This window comes from Stenotrophomonas sp. YJH_SMC_58, assembly GCF_059369635.1.
Window position 1 is genome coordinate 181,188 of record NZ_JCAFSW010000001.1, and the last position, 16,174, is coordinate 197,361.

Below are 16,174 nucleotides of genomic sequence, written 5' to 3' on the forward strand. Positions count from 1 at the left end.
GCCGCCGCGCGGAAGCCGCGCGAGTTCTGGCGTGGGGAATGGAAATGCTTCATCGACTGGTTCCTTGCTCGCCGCCCTGCCCGCGTCACGCCGGCAGCTTGAAGTCGGCGACCGAACGACGCAGGTCGGCCGCCAGCTGCGCGAGGTGGCCGATCGATTCGGCGGTCTGCCCGGCACCCTGCGAGGTCTGGCCGGTGATCTGCCGGATCACGCCCATGGTGCGGGTGATGTCCGAGGCCGCGGCCGACTGCTGCTGGGCGGCGATGGAGATGTTCTTGATGAGGGTGTTCAGTGCATTGGACACGCGCTCGATCTCGGTCAGCGCGGTGCCGGCATCCTCGGCCAGGCGTGCACCGGACACCACTTCGGCGGTGGTCTGTTCCATCGAGGTGACCGCTTCGTTGGTATCGGCCTGAATGGCCTGCACCAGGTTCTCGATGCGTCGGGTCGCGCCGGAGGTACGTTCTGCCAGGCGCTGCACTTCGTCGGCCACGACCGCGAAACCGCGACCCGCTTCACCGGCCGACGCCGCCTGCACTGCCGCGTTCAACGCCAGGATGTTGGTCTGTTCGGAAATGTCGTTGATCAGTTCCACGATCGAGCCGATTTCCTGCGACGACTCACCCAGGCGCTTGATGCGCTTGGAGGTTTCCTGGATCTGGTCACGGATCTGGTCCATGCCCTGGATGGTCTCGCGCACCACGCCGGCACCTTCGGCGGCGATCACCACCGAACGCTGTGCCACGTCGGCCGACTCGGCCGAGTTGCGCGACACCTGTTCGATGCTCGCCGCGATTTCGCCGATGCGGTCCGACGCCGAGGTGATCTGGTTGGCCTGGTGGCCCGCCGCCTCTGCCAGCTGCATGGCGGTGGCCTGGGTTTCCTGGGTGGACAGCGCGACCTTGGCCGAGGTGTCGTTGATGGTGGTCACCAAGTGGCGCAGCTCGTCGACGGCGTAATTGATCGCGTCGGCGATGGCGCCGGTCATGTCCTCGGTCACCGAGGCCTTCACCGTCAGGTCGCCCTCACCCAGCGAGGAGATTTCGTCCAGCAGCCGCATGATCGCCTGCTGGTTGCGGCTGTTGAATTCCACCTGGGTCTGGTAACGCAGTTCCTGCTCGCGCGAGCGGCTGCGCACGTTGGTGGAAACGAAGCCGATGATCGCGATCAGCGACAGCGCACCGGACACCACACCGATCCAGAAGTTCGGGAACAGGCGGGTGTCAGACACCGAGCCGAACGAGGAGAACGCGTCGAACAGCTTGCGGCTGTCATCCAGCATGTGGGCCGAACCCTGGCCCAGCGCGGTGGCGGCGGACTGCGCCGCGAACAGCTGGCGCGAGCTGGCCAGGATCGCGTCAGCGTCCTGCTTCATCGCTTCCCACTTCTGCTGCGACTGCTCCAGTGCGGCGACGGCGGCGGCACCGCGCACGGCGGTGATGCCCAGTTCCTCGTTGCCGTTGCGCAGGCCGTCGAGCACCTGCGAGAACACGGTGATGTCGCGTGCCAGTGCATCGCCGGACGTCGCTGCGGCGCTGCCACCGGCACGCATTTCGGTTACGCGGCGGGCCATCGAGCCAGCCACCACGACCTGCTGCAGTGCGCTGTACACCTGCGACGACGGCGCGCCGGAGGCGGACATCGCACGCACCAGCTCGTTCAGCTGGGCCTGCAGGCCCGGCACCGCGCCGGTGAAGTTGTTGGCATTGCCGGCCAGCGCCAGCACCGCCGGTTCGCTGGCGACCAGCTGCCCGGCCTGCTTGCCCAGCGGCGCCCAGGTCTCGCCCAGGGTGGCGATGGCACCGGACACGCCCGGCTCCTTGCCGTAGCGCCCCTGCAGTGTCGACACGTTCTGTTCGATCGCGTTGCGGGTCGCCTTGAAGGCGGTGAACGCCTGCGCGTTGCCGCCCACCGCGTCACGGCCCTGGTTGGCCAGCTGCTGCGACAGCACCTGCAGGTCGGCCGCCTTGGAACCGGCATCGGCCAGGCGACTGCCCTGCCAGGTGGCGACGCCGGTGTTGACGCCGAACAGGATCATCGATGCCAGCAGCAGGAACAGCCAGAGGTTGCTGCCGCCCAGCCGCAGCTTGCCGGTCTTGGTGGCGTCCGAAGCAGTACTCATCGTTCAACCTCGATCTTCAATGCAGGGGGCGATGCCCGGCCTCAGGCCGCGGCTTGCCGGAATTCAGGGGTACGCGACAGCAGCGAGAGGGAGAACACGCCCCAGTCGTGGCCGTCGGCGTGGAAGGCGCGATCGACGAAGTGGCCGTAGCGCCCTTCGGCCAGCGTGCCGGCCGCGATCTGCTGGTCCAGTTCAAAGCTGCGCTGGCCGAACAGTTCATCGATGGTCAGGGCGACGTCGCCGCCGGCCTGGCGCATGATCAGCACGCGCTGGCCTTCCTGCTGCACGGTACGCGTGCCTTCCAGGAAGTACTTCAGGTCGACCACCGGGAACAGGTTGCCGCGCAGATTGCCCACGCCCAGCAGCCACGGCTGCGCGCACGGCACCGGGGTCACCGGCGGCATCGGCACGATTTCCACCACTTCGCGGAAATCGGACACCAGCCGGCGCTGGCCGACGCGGTAACCCACGCCACGCCAGAGGTCCTGGGCGAACTGCCGCTCGGGCAGCTGCACCGCGTGGGCCAGGCTGCGCCGTTCGTAGGCTTCGAGAATGTCGAAGGGCGAGCGCATCAGGCCACCAGTTCGTTGATCCGCGCGATCAGTTCATCCTCGCGCGGCGGCTTGACGATGTAATCGGCCGCGCCCTGGCGCAGGCCCCATGCCTTGTCGGTTTCCATCGCCTTGGTGCTGACGATGATCACCGGGATGTGCTTGATCGCCGCATCACGGGCCATCGCGCGGGTGGCCTGGAAACCGCTCATGCCGGGCAGGACCACGTCCATCAGCACCAGCTGCGGCACCTGGTCGCGGACCAGCTGCAGTCCATCCTCGGCATTGTCCGCCTCCAGCACCTCGTGGCCGGCACGGCGCAGCCACTGGGTGAACACCGCGCGGTCGGTCGGTGAATCCTCGATCAGAACGATACGAGCCATTGTGCCTTTCCCCCCTGGTCAGGCGTTGACGTATGTGCGGATGGCACCCAGCAGTTCTTCACGCGTGAAAGGCTTCGTCAGGTACTGCTCCGAGCCGACGATGCGTCCCCGCGCCTTGTCGAACAGGCCATCCTTGGACGACAGCATGATGACCGGGGTCGCCTTGAACAGCTGGTTGCCCTTGATCAGCGCACAGGTCTGGTACCCGTCCAGGCGCGGCATCATGATGTCGACGAAGATGATCTGCGGCTGCTGGTCTGCGATCTTCGCAAGCGCTTCGAAGCCGTCGGTGGCGGTGACCACCTCGCAGCCTTCGCGCTTGAGCAGCGTTTCCGCAGTCCTGCGGATGGTCTTCGAATCATCGATGACCATCACCCGGAGTCCTGCGAGTTCCCCGCCCGCAGTCGTGTTTTCAGTCATTGCCTATCCCCAAGCGCACGGCCCGATCTCTGGCGGGGGCCGCTACGAAAGCGTATCTATATCGCACTTTCCGCGCCCGCTTCAAGGCCGCCCCATGGCGCGGGGCATGGCACCCTCCTGAACGTGACGGGTTTCGCAATGCGTGCGCGACCGCCGGGCGGACGCTGCGTTGCAGGACGGCGGGGAGGCGCGCGAGCGGCGTTGCCGCTACCATCAACGCCTTGCCTGACAGGTGCGCCCATGCCGTTGAACGTCATCGTGGTGATGGATCCCATCGCCCACATCAAGATCGCCAAGGACACCACCTTTGCCATGCTGCTGGAAGCCCAGCGCCGCGGCCATGCCCTGCACTACGTGCGCCCGGGCGGCCTGGCCCTGGAGGGTGGCGTAGCGGTGGCCCAGACCGCGCCGCTGCAGGTGCGCGACGACCCGGCCGGCTGGTATGAGCTGGGCGCGTTCAGCCGCACCGAGTTCGGCCCCGGCCAGATCGTGCTGATGCGCAAGGACCCGCCGGTCGACGCCGAATACATCTACGACACCCAGGTGCTGGACGTGGCCGCAGCGGCTGGCGCCTGCGTGGTCAACAACCCGCAGGGCCTGCGCGACTACAACGAGAAGCTGGCCGCGCTGCTGTTCCCCCAGTGCTGCCCGCCGACCCTGGTCAGCCGCGACGCGAAGGTCTTGAAGGCCTTTGCGCTGGAGCACGGCCAGGCCGTGCTGAAGCCGCTGGACGGCATGGGCGGCCGCTCGATCTTCCGCAGCGGCCAGGGCGATCCGAATCTGAACGTGATCCTGGAAACCCTGACCGACGGCGGCCGCAAGCTGGCGCTGGCCCAGAAGTTCATTCCCGACATCACCGCCGGTGACAAGCGCATCCTGCTGGTCGATGGCGAACCGGTGGACTACTGCCTGGCGCGCATCCCGCAGGGCGATGAATTCCGCGGCAACCTGGCCGCCGGCGGCCGCGGCGAAGGCCGCCCGCTGAGCGAGCGCGACCGCTGGATCGCCGCCCAGGTCGGCCCGGAGATGAAGCGCCGCGGCATGCGCTTCGTCGGCCTGGACGTGATCGGCGATTACCTGACCGAGGTCAACGTGACGAGCCCGACCTGCGTGCGCGAACTGGACGCGCAGTACGGCCTGAACATCGCTGGCACCCTGTTCGACGCACTCGAGGCCGGCCTGCGCTGATGTCTGCCGCACCTGCCGTCCTGCCCCCGCCGCCGCGCGAAGCGCAACGGCTGGGGGCGACCATCGCGCTGTCGGTGCTGGTCCACGCCCTGCTGATCCTGGGCGTGGGCTTCGCCGTGAAGGGCGATGCGCCGCTGGTGCCGACACTGGAAGTCATCTTCAGCCAGACCCGCACCGCGCTGACCCCGAAGCAGGCCGATTTCCTGGCCGCGGCCAACCAGGAAGGCGGTGGCGAGCACGACCGCGCACAGCGTCCGCGCGACAACCAGGCCGGCATCGTGCCGCAGGCCCAGTCCGGAATCAGCCCGGTTCCACAGCAGCAGCAATCGGCCGCGCCGGTTCCGCCGCCACAGGCACGGGTGGTCAGCAGCCGCAATGGCGAAGAGGTGGTGGCGCAGGCGCAGTCCCGCCCCACGCCGGATCAGCCCGAACCGGATGCGCCCTTGAGCGCACGCGAACAGCGCGACGTGGAGATGGCGCGGCTGGCTGCCGAAGTACATCTGCGCTCGGCGCAGTACGCCAAGCGCCCGAACCGCAAGTTCGTGTCGGCCAGCACGCGTGAGTATGCCTATGCCAATTACCTGCGCGCCTGGGTCGACCGCGCCGAGAAGGTAGGCAACCTGAATTACCCGGATGAGGCGCGGCAGCGCCGCCTCGGCGGCCAGGTAGTGATCAGCGTGGGCGTGCGCCGCGATGGCAGCGTGGAGAGCAGCCGGATCCTGCGTTCGAGCGGGACGCCATTGTTGGATGAGGCCGCACTGCGGGTGGTGCAGCTGGCCCAGCCGTTCCCGCCATTGCCGAAGACTGAAGACGAAATCGACATCCTGCAGGTTACCCGTACGTGGGTGTTCCTGCCGGGCGGCGAACTGCGCGACGACCGGTAGGGTTTGTTGCCCGGGCCTGCGGCCCGGGACCCGCTGAAAGGCTAGAGCAACGGCAACAGCAACAGCGGCGGTTGGTGTACTGAAGCGTGGCGAGGCGGGGTCGGGCGGCGGGGGCGCCGCAAGTACGTCCGTGTAGGCTTAGCCGCGGCATCCATGCCGCGGATACCCCGCCGCCCGACACCGCCCCGCCTCTGACAGATCGCGGCGCACCACTGCTTTGGTAGGTGTCGACCTTGGTCGATACACATCCACGCTACGCGTGGATGCGAGCGAAGCGATCCGCTTTTGACTTTGATTTTCTTTTTTGATTTTCCGTGGCAGACGCACACGGAAACTGTCAGAGGCCGGGCGGGTGGGCTGCGCAGGGGCGTGAGCCGCATGGGCCCGAGGCATGCCTCGGGCGGGTTGGGCAGGACGCCCAACCCCGGTCTTGCCGTGTGCGCAGGACAGCGCACACGAGCAAGCGGCGACCGAGCTTACAGGGACGTACTTGCAGCGCCCCCTGCGCAGCCCACCCGCCCGGCCAAACCACGGCTTTTGATCTACGCGACCAATCCCGCCACGAGGGGCTCAGCCGTTGGCCTTCGCCTTCGCCTCGCGCGCGGCCTGCTGCTCGACCAGGGTCAGCGCCACATTGTCACGCAGGTACGCCGGCTCGACCTTCTCCGGTGCAATGGCTTCGCCGCGAGCGAACGCCGGCACCGCCAGTGCCAATACATCCGACGCCCGCGGCAGCGCCGTCGCATCAAAGCCGCGCAGGCCGGTGCCCAGCTGGGTCACCAGTGCCCCCTCGGCTGCACCGAAACCGGTGCCGACACCGTAGGCCGACATCCCTTCCGGCAGCGCAACCGCAGCGGGTGCGCACACGCGCTCGGCATCGCGTGCCACCGGTAGGCCGTCTACACGTTCGAAGCGCGCGACATACAGCTCCCCCATCCGTGCATCGATCGCCGACAGGATCTGCGTTTCGTCCGCCGGTGCCCGCAGCGCCAGCACCTGCAGCGTCGAGACCGGCAGCAACGGCCGATCCAGTGCCAGCGCAATGCCTTGCGCGATGGCGATCGCCAGGCGCACGCCGGTGAACGCACCCGGGCCGCGGCTGAGCGCGATACCGTCCAGCTGGCGGCGGCTGATGCCTGCTTCGGCCAGCAGCGCCTCGGCCCACGGCAGGCTCAGTTCGGCATGCCGGCGCGGGGCGATCTCGAAGCGTTCCAGCACCTGCCCATCGACATGCAGGGCAACGGAACAGGCTTCGGTGGCGGTTTCAAAGGCGAGCAGTTTCATCGGATCGGGTCAGAACAGGGGGAACGTGGCACCGGGCGCCGGCTCGGGGCCGGTCGCAACGGCGGCCGGGGCAGCCGCATGATCGGCCACGGGCGCCCATTGTGGCGTAAAGAAGGCCTGCACATCGGCCAGACTGCGGGTACGGCGGAATGGCGGCAGTGAATCGAGGAAGACCCGGCCATAACCACGGTTGAGCAGGCGCGGGTCGCACAATACCAACACACCACGGTCGCTCTCACTGCGGATCAGGCGACCGACGCCCTGTTTCAGCGCAATCACCGCCTGCGGCAGCTGCTCATCGCGGAACGGATTGCCACCCTGGCTGCGGATCGCCTCCAGCCGTGCCTCGTACACCGGATCGTCCGGCGCCGCGAACGGCAGCTTGTCGATCATCACCACGCTCAGCGCCTCGCCCACCACGTCCACGCCCTCGCGGAAACTGGCCGAGCCCAGCAGCACGCCATTGCCCGATTCGCGGAAGCGCTGCAGCAGCGTCGCGCGCGGCGCCTCGCCCTGCACGAACAACGGCCATGGCCCATCACGCAGTGCCTCGGCGGCCTCGCGCAATGCACGGTGCGAGGCAAACAACAGGAATGCCCTGCCCTGCGAGGCCTGCAACACCGGCCGCAGGGTCTGGATCAACGCAGTACCGAAGCCCCGCGCAGCCGGATCAGGCAGGCCTTCGGGCAGGTAGCACAATGCCTGCTCGGGCCAATTGAACGGACTCGGCTGGACCAGCGTGTGCGGATCGTCCAGGCCCAGGCGGGTGGCGATGTGGTCGAAGCCACCGCCCACGGTCAGCGTCGCCGAGGTGAAGATCCATGCCGCGCGACTGCGTTCGCGATGCTCACGCAACGGGCCGGACACATCCATCGGCGTGCGCTGGCAGCGAAAACCACGTGGCGTGAGCTCGTACCAGAGCACATCAGCGGCAGTGGCGGTTTCGGCCGGGTCGGTATCGAAATCGAGGGCAGGTTCGTCATCGCCCAGCCAGCGGCTGAGCCGCGAGACCGCTTCGCGCGCCCGTGCATGGCAGGCATCCAGGCCCGCCGCGGCTTCGCGCAGCGGCTGCAGTGCCTGCTCCAGCGTCACCAACCCCGCCATCACCGTATCGAATCCATCGCGCACCTGCGGCATCGCCAACGCGCGCCATTGCGTGCCACGCGGCGGCAGTCCCTCCATCGCCGAACGCAGGGCCAGCAGCGCCTGCTGCAACTGGTCGACCGGTTCCTGCAGCGCGGACTGCGCGCCGCCGACGCCACGCGCTTCGGCCAGGCAGTCGCGGCCCAGTTCCTGCCACGGGCGCATGCCGAAACCTTCGCCGAAGAACTGCGCGGCCAATTCGGGCAGCTGGTGTGCCTCGTCGATGACGAAGGCCTGCGCCCCCGGCAGCAGTTCACCGAAGCCATCCTGCTTCAGGGCCAGATCGGCCAGCAGCAGGTGATGGTTGACCACCACCACATCGGCCGCCTGCGCACGCTGCCGCGCGCGCACCACGAAGCAGTCATCCCAGAACGGGCAGTCGGTACCCAGGCAGTTGTCGACAGTGGAAGTGACCATCGGCAGCAGCGGCGAATCATCGGCCAGGCCTTCCAGTTCGGCGATGTCACCGAACTCCGAACGACCGGACCAGGCCAGGATGCGCTGGAACTGCGCCGCCTGTTCGGGGCTGGAAAAACGCGGCTCGCCACGCGCCTGCTGCAGGCGATAGCGGCACAGGTAGTTCGCGCGCCCCTTCAGCAGCGCACTGCGCAGGCCGACACCCAGCGCCTGACGCACCCGTGGCAGATCGCGGTGGTAGAGCTGGTCCTGCAGCGCGCGGGTTCCGGTGGAAATGATGGTACGCAGCCCGGACAGCAGCACCGGCACCAGATAGGCAAAGGTCTTGCCAGTGCCGGTACCTGCCTCGGCCAGCAGCAGGTCACGCTGCTGCAGCGCATCGGCGATGGCTTCGGTCAGGTGCAGCTGTGCCGGACGCGGGACGAAGGCATCCAGGTGCGAGGCGAGCGCGCCGCCGTCGCTGAGGGCTTCGCGGCTGGCATGGACAAGGTCGGACATCAGAGGGAAAGGATACCCGGCCGGGCGCTGCCCGGCACCCGTTTCAAGCCAGGGCAACAGCAAGAGCAAGAGCGTTGTTCATGGCTCTGGGTTGTACTGAGGATTGGCGGGGGACTGTGGGTTTGCGGGGACGCCGTGAACCCGTCCCTGGGGGCTTGGCCGCGGCATCCATCCCGCGGACACCCCGCAAACCCACAGTTCCCCGCCTTCGACAGTTTCCCGGTGACGGAGGGACGCGCTTCGTAGCGTCGAGCTTGCTCGACTGGCAGCTCAGAAGCTGTGGCAGGAACGGGAAAAGAAGAGGGACTACTGCGAGCGCGCGCAGCGCGCGACCCGCTTTTGTTTTTGATTTTGTTCTTGCCTGCGGCCCGCGCGATGTATGGCGGGCCGGGTGGGTGGGGCGTGCAGGACCGTTGGCGCCATGGATGGCGCCATCGAGCCCCCAGGGATGGGTTTACGGCGTGTCCTGCACGCCCCACCCACCCGGGCCATCACCCGCATCCATCAGTGCGCGCGCCGCGGAGGGGGCAGCGCCCGATGGAGTGGAATACCTCAGTACCGCTTGATCCCCGGCACCGTGCAGCCTTCCAGCTGCGCATGCGCCGACACCGCATTCTCCTTCTCGCCCCGCGCCAGGCGAGACTGCTCGATCGTCGCCCAATGCCGGCGGCACAGCGGCCCTGTCTTCGAGCCCAGGTCGACCGCTTTGCGCGCGAACGCCTCCGCCTGCGCCCACTGCCCCTGCAGCAGCGCCAGCTCGGCGCGCTCCTGCAGCACCGCCGGGTCGCCGGCGACGATTTCCAGCGCGTGGTCCAGGCTGCTGGCGGCACCGGCCAGATCGTTGGCTTGGCGTTGCGCCTGCGCGGTCACCCGCAGATCTTCCACCTGCGAGTCACGCAACGGCTGCACCGACAGCTCCTTGTCATCCGGGCCAGCGGCTGCGTCAACTGCGGCCAGGCGCTGCGCCGGCGTGGTGGTATCGACCGGTTTGACCACCGGCGGTGCACTGCTCACGCAGGCGGCCAGGGACAGGCTGAGGCCGGTCAGGGCCAGGGGCTGCAGCAGGGATCGCATGTTCATCGGCATCATCGGCTCGGGGGAGGAGTGGCAGCGGGCGTCGCGGCAGGTTCGGCAGGCACTTCCGGCTTGCGGTCCAGGCCGAACCAGCTGCGCCAGCCACCACCCTCGCCTTCGGCCTCACCCTGCCCGTCCGGCGACACCGCCGGTGCACAGGGCGCATAGGCCGGCGCATAGCCGACCACGAACGGAAAGCGGCGCGCTCCCGGGCAGCCTTCGTCGGTCGTGTTGAGGCCGCTGGCGGCCACCGACTGCCAGTCCAGGCCCTTGTTGCTGACCCGCAGCGGCGCACTGGGAAGACGCTGGAAGATACCCGACCAGACCCGCATCGCGCCGGTAGCACCGTACAGGCCAGCCTGCTCGTTCTGGTCGTTGCCGATCCAGATCACCGCCAGGTGATCCCCGGTGTAACCGGCATACCAGCTGTCACGACCATCATTGGTGGTACCGGTCTTGCCGGCCGGCTGCAGGCGGCTGAGGCCATCGGCGTTGAGCCGCTGCGCGGTGCCGCTGGCAACCACCTGCTGCAGGCCGACACTGATCAGGTTGGCGGCAATCGAATCGCCTTCCTGGGCCGGTGCCGGGGTCTTGTCGTAACGCTTGAGCAGCTTGCCCTGCGGATCGAGCACGCCACGCACCGCATGCAATGGCTGGATTTCGCCACCGGACGCGAGGAACTGGTACAGCTGTGCCATCGCGTATGGGCTCTGGTCGGTCGAACCGAGGATCACCGCCGGATTCGCTTCGGCCTTGATGCCGGCCAGCACGTGGATCAGCTGGGTCACACGCTCGGGGCCGACCTGCATGCCCACGCGCACCGTGGCCTGGTTGTAGGAATGCGCCAGCGCGTCGATCAGGCGCACGGTGCCGTGGCTGCGGTTGTCCGCGTTGCCCGGGCTCCAGTTGCGGCCACGGCCGAGCTGCACCGTCACCGGCGAATCGTCGACCCAGCTGGCCAGCGAGTAGCGGTCCGGCTGCGCCAGCGCCAGCAGGTACACGAACGGCTTCAACAGCGAGCCGACCGGGCGCTGTGCTTCGATCGCTCGATTGAACCCCACCTCGGACACCTCACGGCTGCCGATCACCGCCAGCACGTCACCGTTGTGCACGTCGGTCAGCACCATGCCGGCCTGCAGTTCGGGACGGCGCTTGCTTTCCAGCGACTTGATGGTGCGGGTCACCGCGCCTTCGGCATAGGCCTGCGCGGACGGCGACATGCCGGTCATCACGCTCAGGCCGGCGCCCTGCAGCGCCGATTCCGGATAGTCATGGCCGAGCTGGCGGCGAACCAGGTCCACATAGGCCGGGAAGCGGTTGGCCGCCACCAGGCCCGGCGTCTTGGGCACGCCCAGCGGCGCCTTCAGCGCACGCTGGTACTCGGCATCGTCGATCAGCGTCGCCTCATGCAGCTTGCCCAGCACGAAATTACGGCGATCCAGCGCGCGTTCCGGGTTGCGCCGCGGATCGTAGTAGGACGGGCCCTTGACCAGGCCGATCAGCAGCGCGATCTGCTCGGTTTCCAGCGATTGCAGGTCACGGCCGAACCAGAACTCGGCGCCGGAAGACATGCCGTGGATGGCCTGGCTGCCGCGCTGCCCCAGGTACACCTGGTTGAGATAGGCCTCGAAGATGGTGCGCTTGTCGTAGCGCGCCTCCATGATCAGCGCGTACAGCACTTCGTTGAATTTGCGGGTGACCGTCTGTTCCTTGCCGATCCCGAGCAGGCCGCTGCGGGCCAGCTGCTGGGTCAGCGTGGACGCCCCCTGGCGACTCTGGCCACCGGAACGGACCGTCACCCACACCGCGCGCGCGATGCCGGACAGATCGATGCCGTGGTGACGGTTGAAGTCCTTGTCCTCCACAGCCTGCAGGCCGGTCACCAGCAGGTCCGGCGCCTCGTCCATGCGGATCAGGCGGCGTTCTTCCTGCTTCTGCCCGTACAGGGTGGCAATACGCGCCGGGTCCAGGCGCGCAGCCTTCAGCGCCTTGCGGTTGTCGGCATCACGCAGCGACGCGACCGCACCGTCTGCCAGCGACAGTTCCAGCCGACGCGGTGCGACGCGGCCATCCACATCGTTGTAGCCACGGCTGGAAATGACAAAGCGCCCGCCGTTCACCGCATAGGTCGCCGGCTCCTTGCCCTGCCCGTCATCGCGGTAGGCGGATGCGGCGAGTTCGGTCTTCAGGGTCGCCGCGTCCATCGCCTTGCCGGGTGTGAGCACCAGCGGCCGCGCATATACCCGGGTCGGGATCTGCCAGCGCAGTTCACCGAAGCGCTGGGTCACCTGTTGGTTCAGGTACAGCGTATAAGGGATCAGGAAGCCCAATCCCAACGCGACCGCAGCCATGCTCCAGGTGATCAGGCGACGCCGCCACAGCGGGCTGTCGTCCTGCTGGTCGTCGTCGAAATCGTCGATGTCGTCGGAATCGTAGCGTCGGGGCACGGGCATGCAGGCAGGTAGGGTCTGGCGAGTCTAACGCAGGCGCCGCGGTGGCTGGCAGGCGATGGCCCGCGGTTTCACTGCAGTTCAAGCAGCGCGCGGCGCCCGCCACCCGGCCCACGCACCCGCAAGCGCTGCCCAGCCCCCTTTCCAGCCGCCCCCCGCCAGGCAGACGTTGGCCAGGCGTGCGATCAACCGCGGCGCATCATGGGCGATCCAGCCTGCCGGCACATCCACGCGGCGATACAGCTGCAGGCGCGACCAGGCCATGCGCCAGGCGAGCGCGTGAAGTCCCTGGAAGCGCTCCGGCGCCACCACCACGCCGCGCTGCCCCAGCAGATCGGCCAGGGCCAGCAGGCGCCCGGCCGTGCGCTGGCGCGCCTGTGAATCGAACAGATCGAGATGGCGCAGGCGTTGCAGGAAACCGCGGCGACTGGCACCGATCTGGTTGTTGCCATGCTGCCGGTAGTCGATGGTCGGTTCGGCCAGCATGTCCAATCCTCCACGCAGCGATGCGTGGACCGCCAGCCATTCGTCGTGGCTCCAGCCCGGCGGGACCGGCAGCGATCCGGCCAGCAGCCCGCGGCGCAGCGCACAGGTGGCACCGGTGATGAAGTTGCGCAGCAGGATCGCGTCGATCGCAAGGCCCGAGCGTTCCAGCTCGACCTCGGCCGGATGGACCACCAGTACCTCCAGCAGCCGCTGGCCAAGCGGCGCGCCCTGCGCGTCCACCAGCCATGCATCGCTGTGCAGCAACAACAGGCCCTGATCGGCCTGGAAGCGCTCCACATAGCGGCGGACACGCCCCGTATGCCAGACATCATCCTGGTCGCACAGGAACAGGATGTCGGCCTGGCAACGCATCAGTGCATCGGCGAAATTGCGCACATAGCCGAGATTGCGCGCGTGCTGGACGATCTCGACACGGATGCCCAGCGCCTGTGCACGCGGCACGAAGGCCTGCAGCAGCTGCAGCGTCTGGTCGCTGGAACCGTCATCGCCGATCATGACTTCGTTCACCGGAAGATCCTGGTCGAGGATGCTGTCCAGCTGCGCCTGCAGGTAGCGCGCACCGTTGTAGGTGCACAGCGCGACGCCAATGCGCTCGGCAGGGGCCGATCGGGATGGCGCGTCAGGCATCGAACGTACTCGCGGAAACAAGGGCCGGGGGATGGTAGCAGAGCCCCCCAAGAGGATGGATACGGTGGCTGGCTAGCCGTTGCCGGGATACGCAGCGATCCGCTGCACGGCCTGGGCCGCGCTCATCGGTCGCCACGTGTCCGCGTCGGGCTGGAACGGCCGCGGATGTACGTCCAGCAGCGCCTGCAGCGGGCCATTGTCCGCAATCAGATCCTGCTGCAGGCGTGACACCGGACCACGCGCCCGCGGCAGCACCGCGGCCAGGCCCCGCAGTGCCGCGCCCGGCAACGGCAGCGCCAATGTCGGCTGTGCCAGGCTGGCGTGCACGCGGCGGAACATCGCGTGATAGGGCAGGCGCTCGCCACCGCCGATTTCCAGCACCCGTGCCGACGCTGCACCGGTGGCGATGCAGGCCACCACGGCGCGGGCGATATCGTCGGCATGCACCGGTTGGCGCAGGCCTCCCACCAGCGGAATCGGAAACAGGCGCAGACGCAGCGCACGCTGCACGATCGGGGTGATGCTGCGGTCGATGCCGGCCCCATAGATCAGGGTCGGCCGCAGGATCGTCCAGCCCATGCCAAGACGCTCGGCCTGCGCGATCAGGCCCGCTTCGCCCCGCTGCAGCATCGCCACGACGTCCTGCTCGTCGGCCTGCTCGGAATTCTGCTTGCTCAGCACGCTCATCGAACTGGTGGCGATGACCTGCCGCGCGGGGGCCGCCGTCTGCCGCGACAACCACTGCGCCAATGCTTCAAGGGGGCCGAAGCTGGCAATCGCCTGCCAGTCCGGAGACGGCACGCTGTCCAGCGCAGCTGCCAGGTCCCCGCACAGCCACTGCACGCCGTCCTGTGCCGGTTGCGGTTGCCGGCTCACCGCCTGTACCCGCCCATGCGCCTGCACCAGGCGCGGCAGCAGGAACCGGCCGATCTGGCTGGTGGCTCCGGAAACAAGGACGGTCATCGGCACTCCGTGGGGATGTTGCGAGGGGTGGCTACTATAGCGGTCCCTCCGGCAGCGGCGGGCTCAGGGCGACGACACCCCGATGTCGCGCAGGCGCTGCCGCAACTGCTGGTACTCGCTGCTGGAAGTGCCGACGCCAAGCTCGCCCGCCTGCTGGAGCGCACGTTCGGCAAAGGCGACATCTCCGTTGCCCAATCGTTCGCTGCCAATCGCAATCCAACGCTGCGCGAGGCGCTGGCGGGCCGCAGGCAGGCCGCCAGCGGTGGGAGACAACGTCTGCCAGGCCTGCAGGCAGGCACCTGCAGCCTGCACCCGGTTCTGCCGGAGGTTGTCGTCGAAACAACGGCGACTGGCAGGCAGCAGGCGCGCGGCCGCGGCCTTCACCCGTGAATCGCGCGGTGCCAGCGCCTGTGCTTCGCGAAGGGCATCGAATGCGCTGTGCCCCGGCGGGCTGATCCATTGGCCTGCGCGCTCGGCGCGTTCGATCCGGCGCAGGTGATCGCGCAGCTCGCGTTCACGCTGCGCGTTGCTCACTGCGGGCTGCTGCAGTGCCTCCCGGGCCTGCCGTGCACGCTGCAGGCGCTGCACCAGTTGCTGTCGTGCCGCCTGCGAAGCGCCCAGTGCTTCGGCCAGCACGGCATCACGCTGCGCCGCCTCGAACTGGAAATCGTCGGCCTGGATCTGGCTTCGCGCCAGCACCGCCTGCAGCACCTGCTCGCGGCCCCGCTGGGCAGTGGGATCGTCCGGCGCCACCGCCAGCACGGCCAGGAACCCCTTTGCGGCACGTTCCAGCTGCTGTCGCTGAAGTGCGCGCTGTGCCTGCCGCAAGCGCTCGTCGACCGCCCGTGCCAGGGCCTCCTGGCTGGCGGGAAGATCGGCGTGGCCTGCATCGAACAGGCGCGCGCGCTGCAACGTCGTAGCGGCTTCAGCCAGTTCCCCGCGTCCAGCCAGCGCGCGCGCATGCTGCAGCAGATCGCTCAGTGCATCCTCGCGCCCCTCCAGAGCGGGCAGGTTGTCCGGCTGCAGTGCCAGGATGCGCTGGAACAGCGGCAACGCACTGCTGTCGCCATCGTCCAGCCGGCCGGCCGCGAACGCATTGCGGGCCTGGGCCAGCAACGCGCCGATACCGGCGCCGGCGCTACGCCGCGCCTGCAGTTGGCGGGCCACGGCGTCGGCGTCGCCCTGCGGCACCTGCAGCTCGCGGGCCAGCGCCAGTGACTGCGCGCTGCCCTCCAGATCGTCGCCCTGCAGCTTGTCGCGGGCCTGCTGCAATGCTGCCGCGGCGGTTCGTGCAAGGCCCTGGCGCGCCTGCGGCCGATCGCCATCCAGTGCCAGCACCGCCTGGTAGCGCTCCCGCGCACCACTGCCGTCGGCCGCACTCAGCCGGCCGGCGGCGAGCGCGCGATCGCCTTCGACCAGCAGCTGATCGATCTGCGGCTCGTCCCAGAACCAGTCGGCCAGCGGCTTGCGCAGCAGCACCAGCAGCACGAACACAGCCAGCGCCGCGACCAGCGCCCATCGCCAGACCCGCCGCGCATGACGTGCCTGCAGCCACCACCAGCGGCCTTCGCGGCGGACGCGATCCAGCGCAGGGTGTTCAGCGCCATGCGGGCGATGCGGGGGCTCGCGTTCCATGCGTGCAGGGTAGCCGGGGCGGCGTGAA

General features: G+C 68.5%; 13 protein-coding genes. 2 read left to right on the top strand and 11 right to left on the bottom strand.

All coding sequences use genetic code 11. The features are described from left to right. Nucleotides 1-85 precede the first annotated feature (85 nt). From AC5P68_RS00790 to pilG, 4 genes are read right to left on the bottom strand one after another with little or no spacing between them, the layout of a single operon-like run. On the bottom strand, nucleotides 86-2,122 hold the full coding sequence (locus tag AC5P68_RS00790) for a methyl-accepting chemotaxis protein (RefSeq protein ID WP_005410715.1): 2,037 nt from the start codon (nucleotides 2,120-2,122) through the stop codon (nucleotides 86-88). Nucleotides 2,123-2,163: 41 nt separating this feature from the next. Beyond that, the gene (locus AC5P68_RS00795; protein WP_005410716.1) at nucleotides 2,164-2,694 is read right to left on the bottom strand and encodes a chemotaxis protein CheW; all 531 of its coding nucleotides are present in this window, start codon (nucleotides 2,692-2,694) and stop codon (nucleotides 2,164-2,166) included. Next, nucleotides 2,694-3,056, bottom strand: coding sequence for a response regulator (locus AC5P68_RS00800; protein ID WP_005410717.1), 363 nt, complete (start codon nucleotides 3,054-3,056; stop codon nucleotides 2,694-2,696). Before AC5P68_RS00800 ends, AC5P68_RS00795 begins: the two co-directional genes overlap by 1 nt. Nucleotides 3,057-3,074: 18 nt before the next feature. Beyond that, nucleotides 3,075-3,476 (bottom strand): twitching motility response regulator PilG, encoded by a 402-nt coding sequence (gene pilG / locus AC5P68_RS00805; protein ID WP_005418455.1) that lies wholly within the window; start codon nucleotides 3,474-3,476, stop codon nucleotides 3,075-3,077. 240 nt (nucleotides 3,477-3,716) lie between these two features. Between pilG and gshB the strand changes: the two genes are divergently transcribed. Together gshB and AC5P68_RS00815 are read left to right on the top strand one after the other, a co-directional pair. Next, nucleotides 3,717-4,664, top strand: a complete 948-nt coding sequence (gene gshB, locus AC5P68_RS00810) for a glutathione synthase (protein ID WP_005410718.1) — start codon at nucleotides 3,717-3,719, stop codon at nucleotides 4,662-4,664. Next, nucleotides 4,664-5,548 carry an energy transducer TonB family protein gene (locus AC5P68_RS00815; RefSeq protein ID WP_111108631.1) on the top strand — a complete coding sequence of 295 codons (885 nt, stop codon included), beginning with the start codon at nucleotides 4,664-4,666 and terminating at the stop codon, nucleotides 5,546-5,548. The genes gshB and AC5P68_RS00815 overlap by 1 nt, the downstream gene beginning before the upstream one ends. A 570-nt stretch (nucleotides 5,549-6,118) precedes the next feature. On the opposite strand, the gene tsaB is transcribed toward AC5P68_RS00815, so the two are convergent. The 7 genes from tsaB to AC5P68_RS00850 form a co-directional block, all read right to left on the bottom strand. Further along, nucleotides 6,119-6,832, bottom strand: a complete 714-nt coding sequence (gene tsaB, locus AC5P68_RS00820) for a tRNA (adenosine(37)-N6)-threonylcarbamoyltransferase complex dimerization subunit type 1 TsaB (RefSeq protein ID WP_012481047.1) — start codon at nucleotides 6,830-6,832, stop codon at nucleotides 6,119-6,121. Nucleotides 6,833-6,841: 9 nt separating this feature from the next. Continuing rightward, complete coding sequence (gene yoaA / locus AC5P68_RS00825; RefSeq protein WP_111172445.1) at nucleotides 6,842-8,890, bottom strand: DNA repair helicase YoaA; 2,049 nt, start codon at nucleotides 8,888-8,890, stop codon at nucleotides 6,842-6,844. A gap of 552 nt (nucleotides 8,891-9,442) precedes the next feature. Further along, nucleotides 9,443-9,979 (bottom strand): hypothetical protein, encoded by a 537-nt coding sequence (locus AC5P68_RS00830; protein ID WP_049404693.1) that lies wholly within the window; start codon nucleotides 9,977-9,979, stop codon nucleotides 9,443-9,445. Continuing rightward, nucleotides 9,976-12,411, bottom strand: a complete 2,436-nt coding sequence (gene mrcB / locus AC5P68_RS00835; RefSeq protein WP_049453541.1) for a penicillin-binding protein 1B — start codon at nucleotides 12,409-12,411, stop codon at nucleotides 9,976-9,978. Before mrcB ends, AC5P68_RS00830 begins: the two co-directional genes overlap by 4 nt. A gap of 84 nt (nucleotides 12,412-12,495) precedes the next feature. After that, complete coding sequence (locus tag AC5P68_RS00840) at nucleotides 12,496-13,548, bottom strand: glycosyltransferase family 2 protein (RefSeq protein ID WP_495216749.1); 1,053 nt, start codon at nucleotides 13,546-13,548, stop codon at nucleotides 12,496-12,498. A gap of 72 nt (nucleotides 13,549-13,620) precedes the next feature. After that, nucleotides 13,621-14,511, bottom strand: a complete 891-nt coding sequence (locus tag AC5P68_RS00845) for an SDR family oxidoreductase (RefSeq protein WP_005414259.1) — start codon at nucleotides 14,509-14,511, stop codon at nucleotides 13,621-13,623. A gap of 63 nt (nucleotides 14,512-14,574) precedes the next feature. After that, complete coding sequence (locus tag AC5P68_RS00850; protein WP_495216747.1) at nucleotides 14,575-16,146, bottom strand: hypothetical protein; 1,572 nt, start codon at nucleotides 16,144-16,146, stop codon at nucleotides 14,575-14,577. Between the last annotated feature and the right edge of the window lie 28 nt (nucleotides 16,147-16,174).